General features: G+C 59.9%; 15 protein-coding genes and 1 pseudogene. 7 read left to right on the top strand and 9 right to left on the bottom strand.

Features of this window, described 5'->3' with window-relative positions:
* Positions 1-53 precede the first annotated feature (53 nt).
* Together LB516_RS23335 and LB516_RS23330 are read right to left on the bottom strand one after the other, a co-directional pair.
* Positions 54-1,103: an NAD(P)/FAD-dependent oxidoreductase gene (locus tag LB516_RS23335; protein WP_224720448.1), complete on the bottom strand. Its 1,050-nt coding sequence runs from the start codon at positions 1,101-1,103 to the stop codon at positions 54-56.
* Positions 1,104-1,130: 27 nt separating this feature from the next.
* Positions 1,131-1,958: a DUF2243 domain-containing protein gene (locus LB516_RS23330; protein WP_140722136.1), complete on the bottom strand. Its 828-nt coding sequence runs from the start codon at positions 1,956-1,958 to the stop codon at positions 1,131-1,133.
* A 308-nt stretch (positions 1,959-2,266) separates the two neighbouring features.
* Here LB516_RS23330 and ctaD point away from each other — a divergent pair, with 308 nt between their 5' ends.
* Positions 2,267-3,925: a cytochrome c oxidase subunit I gene (ctaD, locus tag LB516_RS23325; protein ID WP_140722139.1), complete on the top strand. Its 1,659-nt coding sequence runs from the start codon at positions 2,267-2,269 to the stop codon at positions 3,923-3,925.
* An 89-nt stretch (positions 3,926-4,014) separates the two neighbouring features.
* Here the strand turns inward: ctaD and sdhD are convergent, their stop codons facing one another.
* Positions 4,015-4,404 carry a succinate dehydrogenase, hydrophobic membrane anchor protein gene (gene sdhD, locus LB516_RS23320; RefSeq protein WP_140722142.1) on the bottom strand — a complete coding sequence of 130 codons (390 nt, stop codon included), beginning with the start codon at positions 4,402-4,404 and terminating at the stop codon, positions 4,015-4,017.
* A 216-nt stretch (positions 4,405-4,620) separates the two neighbouring features.
* Here sdhD and LB516_RS23315 point away from each other — a divergent pair, with 216 nt between their 5' ends.
* Positions 4,621-5,082, top strand: a complete 462-nt coding sequence (locus LB516_RS23315; RefSeq protein ID WP_140722145.1) for a hypothetical protein — start codon at positions 4,621-4,623, stop codon at positions 5,080-5,082.
* Between the two features lie 188 nt (positions 5,083-5,270).
* Here LB516_RS23315 and LB516_RS23310 read toward each other — a convergent pair whose 3' ends face one another.
* Both LB516_RS23310 and LB516_RS23305 read right to left on the bottom strand, forming a co-directional pair.
* Positions 5,271-5,819: a hypothetical protein gene (locus tag LB516_RS23310; protein WP_140722148.1), complete on the bottom strand. Its 549-nt coding sequence runs from the start codon at positions 5,817-5,819 to the stop codon at positions 5,271-5,273.
* Between the two features lie 9 nt (positions 5,820-5,828).
* Positions 5,829-7,004, bottom strand: a complete 1,176-nt coding sequence (locus LB516_RS23305; RefSeq protein ID WP_140722151.1) for a zinc-dependent alcohol dehydrogenase — start codon at positions 7,002-7,004, stop codon at positions 5,829-5,831.
* Positions 7,005-7,794: 790 nt separating this feature from the next.
* On the opposite strand from LB516_RS23305, the gene LB516_RS23300 reads away from it, so the two are divergent.
* From LB516_RS23300 to LB516_RS23290, 3 genes are all read left to right on the top strand, one after another.
* Positions 7,795-8,664, top strand: a complete 870-nt coding sequence (locus tag LB516_RS23300; protein ID WP_140717143.1) for an SDR family oxidoreductase — start codon at positions 7,795-7,797, stop codon at positions 8,662-8,664.
* A 1,335-nt stretch (positions 8,665-9,999) separates the two neighbouring features.
* Positions 10,000-10,218, top strand: coding sequence for a hypothetical protein (locus LB516_RS23295; RefSeq protein ID WP_140663629.1), 219 nt, complete (start codon positions 10,000-10,002; stop codon positions 10,216-10,218).
* A 121-nt stretch (positions 10,219-10,339) separates the two neighbouring features.
* Entirely contained in the window at positions 10,340-10,570 is a 231-nt protein-coding gene (locus LB516_RS23290) for a hypothetical protein (protein ID WP_224720447.1), read from the top strand.
* 160 nt (positions 10,571-10,730) lie between these two features.
* Here LB516_RS23290 and LB516_RS23285 read toward each other — a convergent pair whose 3' ends face one another.
* Positions 10,731-10,937: a hypothetical protein gene (locus LB516_RS23285; RefSeq protein WP_140716941.1), complete on the bottom strand. Its 207-nt coding sequence runs from the start codon at positions 10,935-10,937 to the stop codon at positions 10,731-10,733.
* A 331-nt stretch (positions 10,938-11,268) separates the two neighbouring features.
* On the opposite strand from LB516_RS23285, the gene LB516_RS23280 reads away from it, so the two are divergent.
* Complete coding sequence (locus LB516_RS23280; RefSeq protein WP_140661373.1) at positions 11,269-11,481, top strand: DUF768 domain-containing protein; 213 nt, start codon at positions 11,269-11,271, stop codon at positions 11,479-11,481.
* A 23-nt stretch (positions 11,482-11,504) separates the two neighbouring features.
* Here the strand turns inward: LB516_RS23280 and LB516_RS23275 are convergent, their stop codons facing one another.
* The 3 genes from LB516_RS23275 to LB516_RS23265 all read right to left on the bottom strand — a co-directional run bounded on the left by LB516_RS23275 (position 11,505) and on the right by LB516_RS23265 (position 13,318).
* The gene (locus tag LB516_RS23275) at positions 11,505-11,651 is read right to left on the bottom strand and encodes a hypothetical protein (protein WP_224720446.1); all 147 of its coding nucleotides are present in this window, start codon (positions 11,649-11,651) and stop codon (positions 11,505-11,507) included.
* Positions 11,652-12,080: 429 nt separating this feature from the next.
* A complete protein-coding gene (locus tag LB516_RS29060) occupies positions 12,081-12,254 on the bottom strand; it encodes a hypothetical protein (protein ID WP_318011847.1) in 174 nt (57 codons plus the stop codon).
* A complete protein-coding gene (locus LB516_RS23265) occupies positions 12,254-13,318 on the bottom strand; it encodes a TadE/TadG family type IV pilus assembly protein (RefSeq protein ID WP_140722154.1) in 1,065 nt (354 codons plus the stop codon). Before LB516_RS23265 ends, LB516_RS29060 begins: the two co-directional genes overlap by 1 nt.
* 541 nt (positions 13,319-13,859) lie before the next feature.
* On the opposite strand from LB516_RS23265, the pseudogene LB516_RS23260 reads away from it, so the two are divergent.
* Positions 13,860-14,722, top strand: a pseudogene (locus LB516_RS23260) (RNA ligase family protein).
* The last annotated feature ends 117 nt before the right edge of the window (positions 14,723-14,839 follow it).

Genomic DNA, 14,839 nt, shown 5'->3' with positions numbered 1-14,839 from the left:
ACGCCTCTCTCGGGGTTGGCTGTTCCGCGACGGGCGACGATGGTGAACCCGGTTCAACCCGTTCCTCGGCGATCAGCCTGGCGCCGCAACGCCTCGCCGGTATCCACCCGGCGTGCCAGTGCCCTGCCGAGGTGCTCGCGCTCCTGCTTGGCGCCCTGTGAAAGGTCCGGCAATGGCTGGCCGTTCTCGTCGAGGAACAGCGCCACGTCGCCAAGCGCGAAGACGTCGGAACGGCCGATTACCTGCAGGTCGGATGCAACCTTCACCCGGCCGCCGCGGTCGAGCCCGACACCAAGCCGGGCCGCCAGCGGCGAAGCGGCCACTCCGCGGCCCAGAGCGTCAAGGCCACCGGGATGACCTTGCCGCCTACCGTGATCTTCTGTGCTTCGACCGCCTCGACGCGATTGCCGAGGGCGACCTCGACGCCGAGCCTTTCCAGGCGCAGAATCCGCCAGCTGCAGACGGTCGCCGGCTTCGGCGAGTATGATGCTTGTCTTCTCCGGCCGGATGTTACGGAAGTCGCGCGCCAGGGTGTGCCGGCTGAGTTCTGCGATCGAGCCCGCGAGTTCCACGCCGGTCGGGCCGCCTCCGATGATGGCGATCGTCATTAGCCGGGATTGCTCGACTGGATAGGTTATCCGTTCCGCAAGCTCGAACGACAGCAGCAATCGCGACCCGATCGTGCGGGCATCCTCGATGGTCTTCAAGCCCGGACAACCCGAGCCCAGCTGTCCTGGCCGACATAAAACGGCTGCGAACCGGTTGCCAGGACCAGTATGTATAGGGAACCGGGTTCCATCGGCCAGCACAAGCATCCCGCCCTCGGTGCCGATCCCAGCGACATCGCCGAAGAGGAACTGAACCGAGGGACAGCGGCCCAGTATCTTGCGGATTGGCTCGGCGATGTCAGGCGCCGACAGGGCGGCGGTTGCAACGTGATAGAGCAAGGGCTGGAACAGGTGGTGATTGTGGCGGTCGATGATCGTCACCCCCGATCTCCGCCTTCCGAGCGCCTTGGCAACCTTCAGACCGGCAAAGCCACTGCCGACCACGACGATGCGCGAATTCAAGATTCGCCCATGCCTGCTCTTGGCGAGTTGCATGCTTGATGCTCCTGTCCGGTTCGAAAGTCATAGGCTGTCAGGTATGGCTCGCAGCGATCTGAAGTCAGGGCTCGCTCCGGCGGGATCGGTCCAGGCGAGGCATCCGGTAATAATTGGCGTCGTGCTGACGACTAGGGCGCCGCGCACGTAAAGGATCACCAACCCGCGCCACGAGACGCGGTCGACCGCCCAGACGGTGCCGCTGCCGTCGACCCATTTCAGACGGGCGTCGGCGACTTGAATGGCCCGCATCATCGTCGCTGGTTCCATGCCGCCCCGAAAGACGATGACCGAATTGGCGGCACCGTTGAAGAGCGGGCCGGCGCCCGCTGCCAATCCTGCAAGCAAGACGATGCTGGTAAGCGCTGCCGACGCGCCGCGTGCCGGTCCGCCGCGGTTGGGCAGCACCACCACCATAAGAAGGGGCACAATGCCGAAGATGACGAGCCACGCCATATCCCAGGCGAGCGGCATGTCGCTGTTCATCTTGATCCGATGCAGCCCTAGCAGCCAATGGAACAAAACGGCATCAAAAATATGCCAGACGCCGAACCCGACCAAGGCAACCCGCAGGATCTCAGTCGTGGTCCCAGGCCGCGCGCCGGCCGCCCTCGCGGCCACAAGCAGCACTGCGCCGGCCACCGCGAGCACATACATGAAAAGGTGAAAGAGGCCGTCGGCCATGATCTGGAAGCGCAGGTTGGAGCCCGCCGGGTCGGCGAGGCCCGAGAGAAGATGATGCCATTGCAGGATCTGATGCAGGACGATGCCGTCGAGAAACCCACCGAGCGCGAAGCCGAGCAGCAGCCACCCTGCTCGGATTCTCCGATCGAACGTCTCGGTAATCGCATCCATGTCAGGACCACTGCCTCCAGGCCGGGGTGGGCCGTCGCGTAGGCGTGGACTGGTCTAGCGTGGGGTCGTGGAGGCCGTGACGCGCCTCGATCGAGAAGGCGGATATCAGCCCACCAACCACCGTCGTCAGAACCATTGCCGCAGCAATTATCGCCAGCATGAATGCTGATCCTCCTCCGCAGGGTGATGCTGCGCTGAGCCAAACCATGGCTTCCGTTGAATGTTCCAGACGCAGGTCTGTGGGGGGAACATTCAACTGCCAGCACGGTTCGGGTGCTGGTTGACGGACGGCCCAAGCGGAGACGGTCATGAGTGAACATATCGCAACAGATCTGGGCAGTCGCGACGACCACAAGCCAAGCGGCATCACCCGGTGGCTGTTCTCGACCAACCACAAGGACATCGGTACACTCTATCTGATCTTCGCTTTCCTCGCGGGCGTCATTGGTATGCTTTTGTCGGTGAGCATGCGGATTGAGCTGCAGCAACCCGGGATCCAGTTTTTCCCCGGACTGGCGTCGATGATCTACGGCTATCAAGGCGACGAGGCCATCGATGCGGGCAAGCAACTCTATAACGTCTTCACGACGGCCCACGCGCTGATCATGATCTTCTACACCGTAATGCCCGCCCTGATCGGCGGCTTCGCCAACTGGATGGTTCCGATCATGATCGGCGCCCCCGACATGGCGTTCCCACGTATGAACAACGTTTCGTTCTGGCTGCTGCCACCGGCATTCATGCTGCTTTTGTTGTCGATCTTCGTGCCCAGCGTGCCGGGCGGCTATGGCTCCGGGACCGGCTGGTTTCTCTACCCGCCACTGTCGACCTCCGGCCATCCCGGTCCCGCGGTCGATCTGGTTATCTTGTCGCTGCACATTGCGGGTGCCTCCTCTATACTGGGGGCTATCAATTTTATTACGACCATCTTCAACATGCGCGCGCCGGGGATGACGCTGCACAAGATGCCCCTGTTTGTGTGGTCGATCCTCATCACCGGCTTTCTGCTGCTGCTAGCTCTGCCGGTGTTGGCCGGCGCCATCACCATGCTCCTGACCGACCGCAATTTCGGAACCACGTTCTTCGCGCCGGACGGCGGAGGCGACCCGCTGCTTTACCAGCATCTCTTCTGGTTCTTCGGCCATCCGGAAGTGTACATCATGATCCTGCCCGCCTTCGGCATCGTAAGTCAGGTGATCTCGACTTTCTCGCGAAGGCCGATCTTCGGGTATCTCGGGATGGTATACGCAATCGTGGCGATCGGGGCGATCGGCTTCGTCGTCTGGGCACACCACATGTACACAAGCGGAATAGGCCTCGACACTCAGCGCTACTTCACCTTCGCGACAATGGTGATCGCAGTGCCGACCGGGATAAAAGTGTTCTCCTGGATCGCGACTATGTGGGGCGGTTCAGTCAGCCTGCGGACGCCGATGCTCTGGGCGCTCGGCTTCATATTCCTCTTTACTGTTGGCGGGGTGACGGGCGTCCAACTCGCAAATGCCGGCCTCGACCGTGAATTGCACGACACATATTTTGTCGTCGCGCATTTCCACTACATACTTTCACTCGGAGCGATCTTCGGCATATTCGCGGGCTGGTATTACTGGTTCCCGAAAATGACGGGATATCTGTACAACCCACTTGTAGCCGGAATCCATTTCTGGACGACCTTCGTCGGTGTCAACCTCGTCTTCTTCCCCCATCACTTCCTTGGCCTGGCGAGCATGCCGCGTCGCTATATCGACTATCCCGACGCATTCGCCGGCTGGAACATGATTTCATCGTACGGATCATATTTGTCGGCCGCGAGTGTCGTGGTTTTCCTCTTCGGCATCTTGGAGGCTTTCTCCCGGCGAAGGGCGGCCGGCATGAACCCATGGGGAGCAGGAGCCACCACATTGGAGTGGGAGTTGCCCTCTCCACCCCCTTTCCATCAATGGGACAAGCTCCCGAGAATCGAATGATGGCGGCTGCCGCGCGCGACAGGTGACGGGACGGTGCTGAGTTGGAAGGCGCGCCGCGCTGGCCGTGATCTTGAAGGGAGAACCTGCGCCTATCGGAAGCTGATCACGAGCACGGCGAAACAGCTGACGAGGGCTACCGCCCAGCAAAACAACCAGTTGGCGATCAGCAGAATCGATTTCAGCACGGTCGCGTGGCAGTAGTCTTCGATGATCGATTGCATGCCCAGCCGCATGTGGATGCAGTTGACCAAAATGAAGGCGATGAGGGCGGGTGCGACATAGATCGACCCGATGACGCGGACGACGACATCTCGAGGCTCTCCGATCAGCCTGATAACGACCGCGACGATGTAAATGACCAGGATCAACAGTGCAGTAGATGTCAGCCGTTCCAGTATGAACGCTTCGGTTCCATGTTTAGCCGATCCAAGGCCCCGCACTCGAGCCAGCGGAGTTCTGATTGAGCGCCTGTCAGCCATATTGCTTCCCGAAAATCACTTGGTGCGTTGCGCATAACCCAAGCCGTTGCTGTCCAACGCCCGATGGGTGCATAGGTTGCAAGCACGCTCTCAAGTCTAGCGAGGCGGGCTTTTTAGGCTGTTAGCTGATACCCTGAACGCCATTCCTGCGACTGCCAGCTTTCCACAACTCGCTTTCAAGCAGCGAGATGCTGAGGCGGACCCGCATCGGTCTGCTTGACCAGCGCGGCCTTCACCGGTTCGACTCTGCACGGCTGTAGTTCCGTTGCCACGGTGGCGCCAAACACAGGAATTTCAGCGAAACTTGGAATGGGGGAGGGGCATCGCCTGATGCGGACGGGCAAAACGAAACCGGGGTCTAGCCCGGAACAAATCATCGACGATCCGGTTCGGCAGGGTCCGACGATGCTCATTCCAAAGTCGGTCATGTTGGCAGACGAAGGGAAGCTGAAGATGTCGAAATCTCTCGACTGCGCCGTTCCGGACAAAGGCAAGATGGAAACCGGCCCGAAAACATCTCCGCAACAGGATCCTGTGGAAGGCTCGCGCGAGACAATCGATCGCGAACTTGAGCGGACTGACGACGAAAACAATTCCGACGAAGCGGAACGCTTGCGCCGAGATCTGCGAAAAGAGGTGGCGGAAGAGACCGACTTGCCCGAACGCGGCTCGGCCTGAGGATCGCCGGAACCTTGCCAAGAGACATTGCGGGCTACCGTGCCCCGATGCTTCCGACGCACAGAACGGCCACTCGACGGTCATGATCACGGCCTAGCCTGTTCTATCAACGTAGGGTCGCCGAGACCAACCCCCTCTGGGACACGACCTCTCGCGGGTCGCATGCCGCCACGGTTTCGGCAACTCTGTCAGGCTGCGCCGGCCTCCCGGCCGCGCTGCGAGCGGGCAAGGTCTCGGGCTACTGCAGCGCCTCGGGGAAAGCCGCTGCGATCGCTGTAGTCGCGTGGCTTAGTTCCGTTGCGTGAGTGGCGCCCGGTCACGCCTTTCGCACCGATGATGTCGAGCAGTGCAAGACCGGCGACCATGGCAAGCGCAAGGCCCACATTGTCGCGCTTTGGGTTGTCATCCCGATACGCCGTCAGCAATGTCGCGATGTCCAGGCCGTCGCCAGCCACCCGACTCCACAACCCGGCCTGCTTGTCCACCGAAAGCGAGAGTATGCCGCTGCTTATTTCTCGCGCCCCATACGCGCGGATCAGCCCTTCCTTGCCGCTCATGCCGAGCGCGCCGGCAATCCGCTCGGCGCCAACCACCTCGACGGCACCCAGCACGATGCTGAACCAGCCGAGCTTGCGGGCAAGGCCGTCGGAGGCGCCGACCACACTCGGCCCAGCCTTCAGCACTTTGGGATCGCCAGGCGATCGGGTGATGTTGGAACCTTTAGCAACCACGGTCATGACGATTTCCTACGGTTTCAGTACAACCTTGATGCAGCTGTCCTGCTTGTCGCGAAACGCCTTGTACATTTCGGGTCCCTGCTCAAGCCCGACGGTATGGGTGATGACGAAGGACGGGTCGATCTGGCCATCTTCGATGCGGCGTAACAGATCCTCGGTCCAACGGTTGACATGGGTCTGCCCCATGCGGAACGTGAGCCCCTTGTTCATTGCCGGTCCCATCGGGAGCTTGTCGACCAGCCCGCTGTAGACGCCGGGGATCGAGATCACGCCGGCCGGCCGGCAGACATAAATCATCTCACGCAGAACGTGCGGTCGATCATTTTCCATCAGCATCAACTGCTTTGCGCGATCGTAGAGGGTATCGGGCTGGGCCAGCGAGACGTGGCTTTCCATGCCGACGCAATCGATGCACTTCTCAGGACCCATCCCACCGGTGAGTTCCTGCAGCCGTTCAACGACACTTTCCTCGGCAAAATTGATGGCTATGGCACCGCCTGCCGCGGCCATCGACAGCCGTTCCGGCAGGCAATCGATCGCCACCACCTGTTTCGCGCCGAGCAGCAGGGCGCTGCGTATCGCCATCTGCCCAACTGGGCCGCAGCCCCACACCGCAACGGTATCGGTGGGCTCTATTTCGCACTGAGCCGCGGCTTGCCATCCTGTGGGAAAGATGTCGCCGAGGAAGAGGACCTGCTCGTCGGTAAGGCTGTCAGGCACCTTCACGTGCGTGGCGTCGGCGAACGGCACCCGCATGTACTCCGCCTGTCCCCCGGGATAGCCGCCGGTCAGATGAGTGTATCCAAACAGACCCGCGGTGGTGTGCCCGAACACCTTGTCACCGAGATTCTTCTTACGGTTCGTGCGTTCGCAAACCGAAAAGTTCTGTCGCTTGCACTGGTCGCACTCACCGCAGATTATGGTGAACGGCACGACGATCCGGTCGCCTTTCTTCAGAGCGCCGTTGACTCCCTTCCCGACCTCCACGACCTCCCCCATCATCTCGTGGCCCATGATGTCGCCGGGCAGCATGGCCGGCACAAAATTATGGTAGAGGTGAAGGTCGGAGCCGCAAATCGCACAACTCGTCACCCTGATGATGGCGTCACGCTCATCCACAATTTCCGGATCGGAAACCTGATCGCAGCGTATGTCTTCCTTGCCGTGCCAGACCAACGCCCGCATAGCTTGCTCCTCTGCCCGCAAGATCTAGGGGTGGGACCTCGCGCCTGTCGTAAGCGGGCCGATGCTTCTTTGGATCGACTGTGTCCGCTGCCTGTCGAACCGCAACGGCGGACCGATGTTCCGGTGCGTGGAGAGAATTTTGGAGCCATTCCAGAGACGATCAGTAACGAGCGCGGTGTCGCGTCCAAGTCGCCACAGCGGGAGCGCTTGGCTGCACACCTACTCAAGCTGTTCATGAACGGCTTAGCTGGGGAGTATGAATTGCTGGACGCCGAGAGAAACAGGGCTCGACATCAGGGCACGACTGTTCCGAAGATCTTTGACGGCGACATTGGGATCAGCGGAGCTGATTTGGCATGAGCCGCATCCATCGCGGTGACTGCTTGGCAATCCAGGGCGTGAACTTTCTTGAAACTACCGTGACACTCAAGACGCGCTTGAGCGTGAGGCAGGCAAGCAGATATTCGTGGACCAGCACCCTGATCAGCGAGCTTTTTGTGTGTTTCCTAGGGTTGAAATTGTCTGATCCTGACAGGCACGCCCTCATCGTGCCGGCTTCTGGCAATGCACCCAAAAATTTGCTCATAGCATCTTGGATGCGCCGCCAGTCTTGTCCGCCAGACAGACCAGCGCGTGGCCAGGTATTCGCGCGTGCAACCGCCTTCTGCGAAGATGGTAACGGGATGCGAGGGGGCGGCCGGCGCTTGCGCTTGAAGTCCTTAAGCGACGGCTCAGTGGAACATCCCGGTCTTCGAGTGGTTGGGCGCAGCGGTTAAGGAGACGAATGAATATGATCTCTGATGTGGACACCCTCGACCTGCAAGAGAAACTGCCGAAGCAACAGCAGCGTGCTCCGGGCCAGACGAACGCAATGTCCCCGCGGCCCGATCACGGGGAGCACAGTTACGAGGGGAGTGGCAAGCTTGAAGGCAAAACGGCTATTATCACGGGTGGGGACTCCGGGATCGGTCGCGCAGTGGCCATTGCTTTTGCCAGGGAGGGTGCCGATATTGTCTTGTCTTACCTGAATGAACACGACGACGCGCGCGAGACGGCCGACTGGGTGGAGAAAGCGGGCAGGCGTGCCGTTCTTGTTGCCGGCGACGTCGGGGACGAAAGGCATTGCGTAGACATAGTCGAGACGGCCATGCGTCAGTTGGGGCAAGTCGACATCCTGGTCAACAACGCTGCTCACCAAGCCACGCTTGACGATATTGCGGAGCTCTCTGCGGAAGAGCTGGATCAGACGTTCAGGACGAACATTTACAGCCAGTTCTTTTTGTCAAAAGCAGCATTGCGGCACATGGGCAATGGTGCCAGCATCATCAACACCGCGTCAATCCAGGCAGCCGATCCGTCCCCACAGCTCCTGGCCTACGCCGCCACCAAGGGCGCTATCGTGAATCTGACCAAGGGACTGTCTAAAATGGTCGCCAAGCGCGGCGTCCGTGTCAACGCCGTCGCCCCCGGCCCCGTCTGGACTCCCCTGATCCCTTCAACGATGCCACCGGAAAAGGTCGCCGAGTTCGGTCGCAACACGCCCATCGGACGCCCCGCCCATCCGGCCGAGTTGGCGGCCACCTACGTTCTGCTTGCCACGGCAGGCGCAAGCTATATCACCGGAGCTGTCATTGCGGTCACCGGTGGCCGCCTGATGTAGTCGGTGCAGCCGTCGCCAGCCCCGCCACCAGATGCTGAGTCAGGGGCGGCTCCCAGCGTGGACTCGGCAAAGAACAATCACGCTTGGCCATGGCGACGATGATCATCAAGAAGGCGAGCATGTGATCATACCCATCATGTCGTCACCAAAGTTTTTGGTGATGATGATCCTGCCGCCTATGCTAATTGCCGGGTATTCATACTGAGGTAAGAGATCTCACGTTTGGAACGTCAGCAGCCTTCCGTCTCCCATGGGCGACAGCGGCGCCGCCATTCAAGGACTCTCCGCCACAAATATGCTGAGCGGATCAGCTCACTATGTCGGTTGGCCAATTGCGCACCATGAGCCATATCCTTCCGGAACAAGTTGGATTAGCCGAAGTTCCACCCACAGGCGCCATACTCATGCTCCCCGCCCGTGGCGCACCGGCCCGCTGCTTTCCCCTCGTGGCAGCGGGCCATTTCATTGCTTGACAAGCTTTGTCGACAAAGCCAGTTTTTTACGCTGAGGGACAACGCGGGGGAGAGTTACCGTGAAGAAGGCCGATGAAAAGGCAGAACTGCAGAAGCGCGAACGCCTGGGTAGCATCGCTGCCCAGGTAGCCGTATCCGGCCTGAGCAACGTGTGATGTGAGAAGCCAGCGCTGATCAAGTGCGAGCGACTTTCGTCTGTACTGCCGGGTCGGCATGTCGTTGCCACCGCCCGCCTGATATCTGCTGAAGATCACGCCAGATTCTCCGCAGCCTCACGCCCGCGCCGCCGCCGTCCCCCTTGGTGGCCGACGGGTTCGGAACACACCACCACCGTTGCGACGGTATTGTTCAGAGACTTGCTGGCGAAGGTCACCATCGCGACTAACTGCAAGCTGGACTGTTGGTGGACTAATTTAGCTATGGAACATTTACCGGACACGAGTGTTCGGGATCGGGCCGTCCACTCCAGCGGCCTTCCCAAGTAACCCTTGCCCGCTGGCTCGGCCGGCGGGCTTTTTCCGTCGAGCCTCGCATGTACAATCAGAACTGGCCGGCATGCTATTTTTCGCCCAGAAGGAGTTTCGCCTCGCGAACGAACAAATTCCACTCTCTGCCCAGCAACAGGACAAGCTCTGTCGCTTGCGCCTCGCTATCCCGGTCTCTCGGATAAGCCTTTCGATGAGGTTGTCCTGCGGCGGCTTCTTACCTGTCATCGTCGCGTCCCGTTTCGGCGCTTCAGGGATTAACATATGATAATCGTGCCCCTTAAGCGATTGAAATTTTTCGGCGCCGGAGCGGGACAACATCCTTGCGTTTGAACTCTTCTCGCTAGAACTCTGTGCGGAGTGCATTGCAAGCAACCATGGCCGGTAAGTACCTGGACCATCTCCTGGAATGCCCATACTGCGGCACGATCCGCCTGCAGATTCCTGGAGACGCTCAACCTTCAACGCCGATCAACTGCGCCGAGTGCGGCCAGTATCTTGGCACATGGGACGAAATTCAGTCGGATTTCGAACGCCAAGGCGGGAACAGCGGGGCGTTCCACATCGAAAAGGGCCGGATCCAGAAGCTGGACTAAACTTAGCGCGGGTAAATCTCGGCCCACCAGCAGCGCCTTATGTCCTCAACAGTCCGGCACTGTAGAATCGAAGTTGTATGTCTTTTGTAATTGAAAGACAGATTTCAACGGACGTGTAGAAATGACGTTGCGCGTTGCCTTCAAGGGAGCTGTGATGGATGATGTTGTCGTGATGCTGAACGGCAAGGCTCTGCCTTGCATTGAAGTGTTCGAGGCCTGCGGAGAATGGTTCGTCCGCGTGCTTGAGAAAGACCGGGAACTCACCCGGTCATTTATACTGGAACCTTTTGCGCTGTCCTATGCGGAAGGCCAGCGGATACGCTTAAGGCTGGATAGGGTCGTTCGGATTTAGGCACTACCCAGCCGTAGGGGGCGGTAACAAAACCTCGACAGGCCTGACAGGCCACTCCATATGAGGGGTCCAGAAGCCAGGGCTGATCGAATGCGGGCGACCGTCGTCCGTGACTGGCTATTGGCTCGCACCAGTGGGCGTTTGCTTTTCTAATGCGAGATCAGGCTTTGCCGGCCTTGATCCTCGTCAGGTGCGCTCTTGCTTCGCCGACACGCCGCTGGGCGCCTCTTATTGTGTCGCAGAGGGCGAGATCGATGCCCACGCCATAGCGCTTGTCCGTTATCCGCTCGAGGCGTTTCAGGTCGGATTCAGCTTGGCTCACGCTCAGCCTGGCCTTAGCTAGCTCCAGTTCGAAATGTCCATCCATTGTGTCGCGTCCCTGGGAGCCCCCTTCCATTAGGAAATACTCATTCTCCGCTTTGGTTCCGGCCAGCTCGCGACTTGAAAACACTGCGCCGTAGACACACGCGCCAGCAGCCTCAGCCGGAACAATCGGAACTAACATTTGTTATAAAACATGGAAAGGCCAGTCCCCCCGAACCGACCCCGGACAGCGTTTTGCTGGCCGCTGCACGGCTGCAAGCCGCTCTCCAAAAGCGATCCAGCGAAGCAAAGGGAAGTGAGGCGGCCGCAGTGGGCGTCACTCCGCGGCCAGAAGGATGAGCGGAACCTAATACGTCCCGGCGACTTATGCCCGAATGAGCACGCGCGGCGTCATCTTTCTCGATCAATGGATCGCCAACAACGTCCCTGGGACCACCAACGCGGACGTGATCTCCGTTGACGAACTCACGCACAAGCTCATTGCCGATGCCAAGGCAGTCGGCATAAAGCGGGGGGAGATAGACGAGGAGGTCGACAGCCTCTATCAAACCATCCTTGATGCTATAGTGCATTCCAACCCGGTTTGACGAAGTAGTCGTCGCTCGCGGTCTCAGGGCGGCGTGGTCAGTTTCTCCACAGTGGCGATGATCGCTTTGGCGAGCGCCTCCGCCTCATCCCTCGGGGCCGGCCCATAGAGCGCATTGACCATCTCTCGGCTAGGCAGGACGCCGGCGGGACACGTTTGCTCGATCACCATTCTGATCAAGCCGAGGGCCGCGTCACAGTCCTCGGCAGAGATCATTATCGAGGGCAGAGTGCGCAGTCGCTCGAAGCTCTCGGCAGCTTGCGACTTGAAAAGACTGCGCCGTAGACACGCGCCAGCAGCCTCAGCCGGAACAATCGGGACTAACATTTGTTATAAAACATGGAAAAGGCCAATCCCCCCGAACCGACCCCGGACAGCGTTTTGCTGGCCGCTGCACGGCTGCAAGCCGCTCTCCAAAAGCGATCCAGCGAAGCAAAGGGAAGTGAGGCGGCCGCAGTGGGCGTCACTCCGCGGCCAGAAGGATGAGCGGAACCTAATACGTCCCGGCGACTTATGCCCGAATGAGCACGCGGGGCGTCAATTTCCTTGACAAGTGGATGAGCTGCAATGTGTCAGGTCTGGCAAGTTCGGACGTGATTTTCAGTTGCCGAGTCTATTCAGAAGCTTTTCGCCGACGCCAAGGCGATCGGGATCAGCAGCACGGAAATCGAGGAAGAGACCGGCAGCGTCTATGAAACGGTGCTCGATGCTATCGTCCACCACGATGCCGGGTTGGCGGACTGACTGGTCTTCCTTGTGGCGGATCGTCCACATCACTGTGTCAGCGCCGTCTCCGAGGGCCGCTTGTTGTAGTCGCATTTGCCGGTCACGTTGTAGAAGAAGTCGGCGTTGCTGACTGGCGCCGGGACCGAGTTGCCGCCATCTTCCCAAGCCTGGTAGGCTGTCGCGCCGCAAGGCACCACGCTGAAGATGTCGACAGGCTGGCCGGTGGCCGTCTCGGTCAAGGTGGTCGCGCTCAAACCGCTATAGAGCCGGTTGGACGTCGTTGGATCGTTTGAGATCAGCTTTTTCGGGTTGCCCGACGGTACGTCCATCTGCAAATAGAGGCCGCCCATCGCGCTGACGTCGATCGCCGCGCCGGCGCTGTTGGCCGGATACATCGTATCGACGCAGTAGTATTTCGTGCCGCTCGCATCGGTCTTGAGGGTCACGCCGCTTGGCGGATTGTTGCCGACGGTGCAGACCTGCTTCTGGACCAGCGTGGTGACGGTCTTGCCGGCTGAATCGGTGGTGAGGACGTTGACATTGGTCGTGCCGTAGCCCTTGGGATCCTTGGTGTTCCCATAGGTATAGTCGATCGTCATCAGCGGCTTGGCCACCGTCGCACCGAATTGCGTGCCGTAAAGCGTCATTGTCTTGTTCCAGTAACCCGAAACCCCGGAGACCTTGAAGGTAGCCGCAACCAGCGCGGGCGGCTTGCTGACCGCAGAGGCGACGGCGATCGGTACGGTGTTGATCCTGGCGATGCTCATGAAAACGGTCGGCATGGCGAAACTCGCCGTGGCCTGCGCCGTGGTGGCGGTGGCGGTATTGCCGGCCACGAAGTTGGTCAGCGTCGCGGTGCCTTGTCCACCGTTCGCGGCGAAGGAATCCTGCAGCAGCGTCTGGCGTTGCGCCAGCGTCGACGTGATGTCCATGGTCGTGATCGTCAGGATCGCGGCATCCAGCGCCTGCTGCTGGTTGGATTTGGTCTGGACCGCGCTTGTATAGTCGACCGAGAAGCCGATGACCGCGATCAGGGGCATCAGGCTCATCAGGAAGAGCGGCATCATCGACCCGCTGCGGGAGCGGGCAAAGCCGCGCAAAATCCTGAACATTTCAAACCCCCGACAGACATTAGCGAGCGTGCAATTACCACGAGCCGGCGAACCAAGCTCTAATGTGACCCATCAAAGTTTATGCATTCTTTGCCCGTAGGCGGTTCTTTCGATTCTTTTGCCGATCTCACCGTCCGCTGTTACGGCCTAAATCTCTTCGTCGAACAGGGTCACAGGCCCAACCGGCTAATCGAAGATCTGCCGTCAACGGCCCGCTGGCTCACGCCCGGCGGGCTTTGTTATTTCCGCTTTGGAAATTCTATCACCTTCGCCTCAGGCTCCAGCTCCAGCGGTTCATGACCAGGCCGCTCATGCCAGAAGACTTGGCGCAGATCCCGTTGGTCGACCCGCTGACCGCAGTGCGGGCAGTTGTAGAAGTGAAGATGCTCTTCAATGTGCTTCCCTCCATGCAGTTTGCCGGGAATCGGGGGGCCGAGGTCAGATAGCTTCGTCATGCGGGTGGCAACATCCGGCCACGCCAAACGTTCCGGAACTACTTTAGCTAAAGCTTATTGAATCGACGGTTTGCGTGAGTGAGTTGATGCGTCTGAAGTTCATTAAGCCAATGGAGCCCGAACTGGTCGACACCCCGCCACAGGGCGCCGAATGGCTCCACGAGATCAAGTTCGATGGGTACCGGACCCAAGTCACAAAGGACGACGACGGGATTCGGCTGATCACCAAGAATGGCTACGATTGGACAGGTCGCCATATCCAGCTTGCCGGCGAAGCAGCGGCGATCGAAGCGACGGATTTCATCATCGACGGTGAGGCGATCACCATCAATGAAGCTGGCCTGTCTGACTTCCATGCACTGCAATCAGCCGTCACGAGCCGCAATCCGTCGCGAGACCTCTATCTGGTGGCGTTCGATCTCCTGCACCTCAACGGCTACGATTTGCGCGACATGCCGGTGGAAGACCGCCGCGACATTCTCCAGGCATTGATCCCGACCGGTGGCCGCATCCAGTTCAGCGAAGCGATGCCTGGGACCGGCGATGCCGTCTATCACCTTGTCAACCAAGCCGGCCTGGAGGGCATAGTTTCCAAGCGCAAGAACAGCAAATATCGCAGCGGGACGACGATGAACTGGCGCAAGATCAAGTGCTATGCCGAAAAGGAAATGGACATCATTGGCGTTCAACGCGAGGCGGGCAAACCAGCCATGGTCCTCATGGCAGACAAGGGCCGCTATGCCGGCGGCGCCTTCGTCACGTTCAAGGCTGATAAGCGACAAGCGCTTTGGATCGTGTGCAACGGAAGGTCGGCGGGCCGGCTCCGATAGGCTTGGCCAAGGCAAAGGCAGAATGGCTCAAGCCCGGTCTGGTCGGCCGCGTGCGGTTCCTGAAGGGCGAGGAGAAGCTACGTCACGCCAAGCTGCTCGATTTCCGGGATAGGCAATAGCCAACGCTTGCCTGCCGTCAGAGAGGCGGAGGCTGTCGGCGAGGGCGGCGCGATCGAATAGCGGTCCCGAAGTAGACTCTTGCTTTTCGGGTCCCTATCTCTGGTGCATGTGCGGAC

The organism is Mesorhizobium sp. CO1-1-7 (assembly GCF_020164885.1).
GTDB classification, from domain to species: Bacteria; Pseudomonadota; Alphaproteobacteria; order Rhizobiales; family Rhizobiaceae; genus Mesorhizobium; species Mesorhizobium australicum.
This window is presented reverse-complemented; position numbering and strand designations above follow the sequence as displayed.

Coding starts and splice junctions, on each gene's coding strand:
- LB516_RS23330 (WP_140722136.1), bottom strand. CDS start 1,958: ATGGATGCGATTACCGAGACGTTCGATCGGAGAATCCGAGCAGGGTGG.
- LB516_RS23335 (WP_224720448.1), bottom strand. CDS start 1,103: ATGCAACTCGCCAAGAGCAGGCATGGGCGAATCTTGAATTCGCGCATC.
- LB516_RS23275 (WP_224720446.1), bottom strand. CDS start 11,651: ATGGTGATCGAGCAAACGTGTCCCGCCGGCGTCCTGCCTAGCCGAGAG.
- LB516_RS29060 (WP_318011847.1), bottom strand. CDS start 12,254: ATGTGGACGATCCGCCACAAGGAAGACCAGTCAGTCCGCCAACCCGGC.
- sdhD (WP_140722142.1), bottom strand. CDS start 4,404: ATGGCTGACAGGCGCTCAATCAGAACTCCGCTGGCTCGAGTGCGGGGC.
- LB516_RS23280 (WP_140661373.1), top strand. CDS start 11,269: ATGAGCACGCGCGGCGTCATCTTTCTCGATCAATGGATCGCCAACAAC.
- LB516_RS23285 (WP_140716941.1), bottom strand. CDS start 10,937: ATGGATGGACATTTCGAACTGGAGCTAGCTAAGGCCAGGCTGAGCGTG.
- ctaD (WP_140722139.1), top strand. CDS start 2,267: ATGAGTGAACATATCGCAACAGATCTGGGCAGTCGCGACGACCACAAG.
- LB516_RS23305 (WP_140722151.1), bottom strand. CDS start 7,004: ATGCGGGCGTTGGTCTGGCACGGCAAGGAAGACATACGCTGCGATCAG.
- LB516_RS23265 (WP_140722154.1), bottom strand. CDS start 13,318: ATGTTCAGGATTTTGCGCGGCTTTGCCCGCTCCCGCAGCGGGTCGATG.
- LB516_RS23295 (WP_140663629.1), top strand. CDS start 10,000: ATGGCCGGTAAGTACCTGGACCATCTCCTGGAATGCCCATACTGCGGC.
- LB516_RS23310 (WP_140722148.1), bottom strand. CDS start 5,819: ATGACCGTGGTTGCTAAAGGTTCCAACATCACCCGATCGCCTGGCGAT.
- LB516_RS23300 (WP_140717143.1), top strand. CDS start 7,795: ATGATCTCTGATGTGGACACCCTCGACCTGCAAGAGAAACTGCCGAAG.
- LB516_RS23290 (WP_224720447.1), top strand. CDS start 10,340: ATGACGTTGCGCGTTGCCTTCAAGGGAGCTGTGATGGATGATGTTGTC.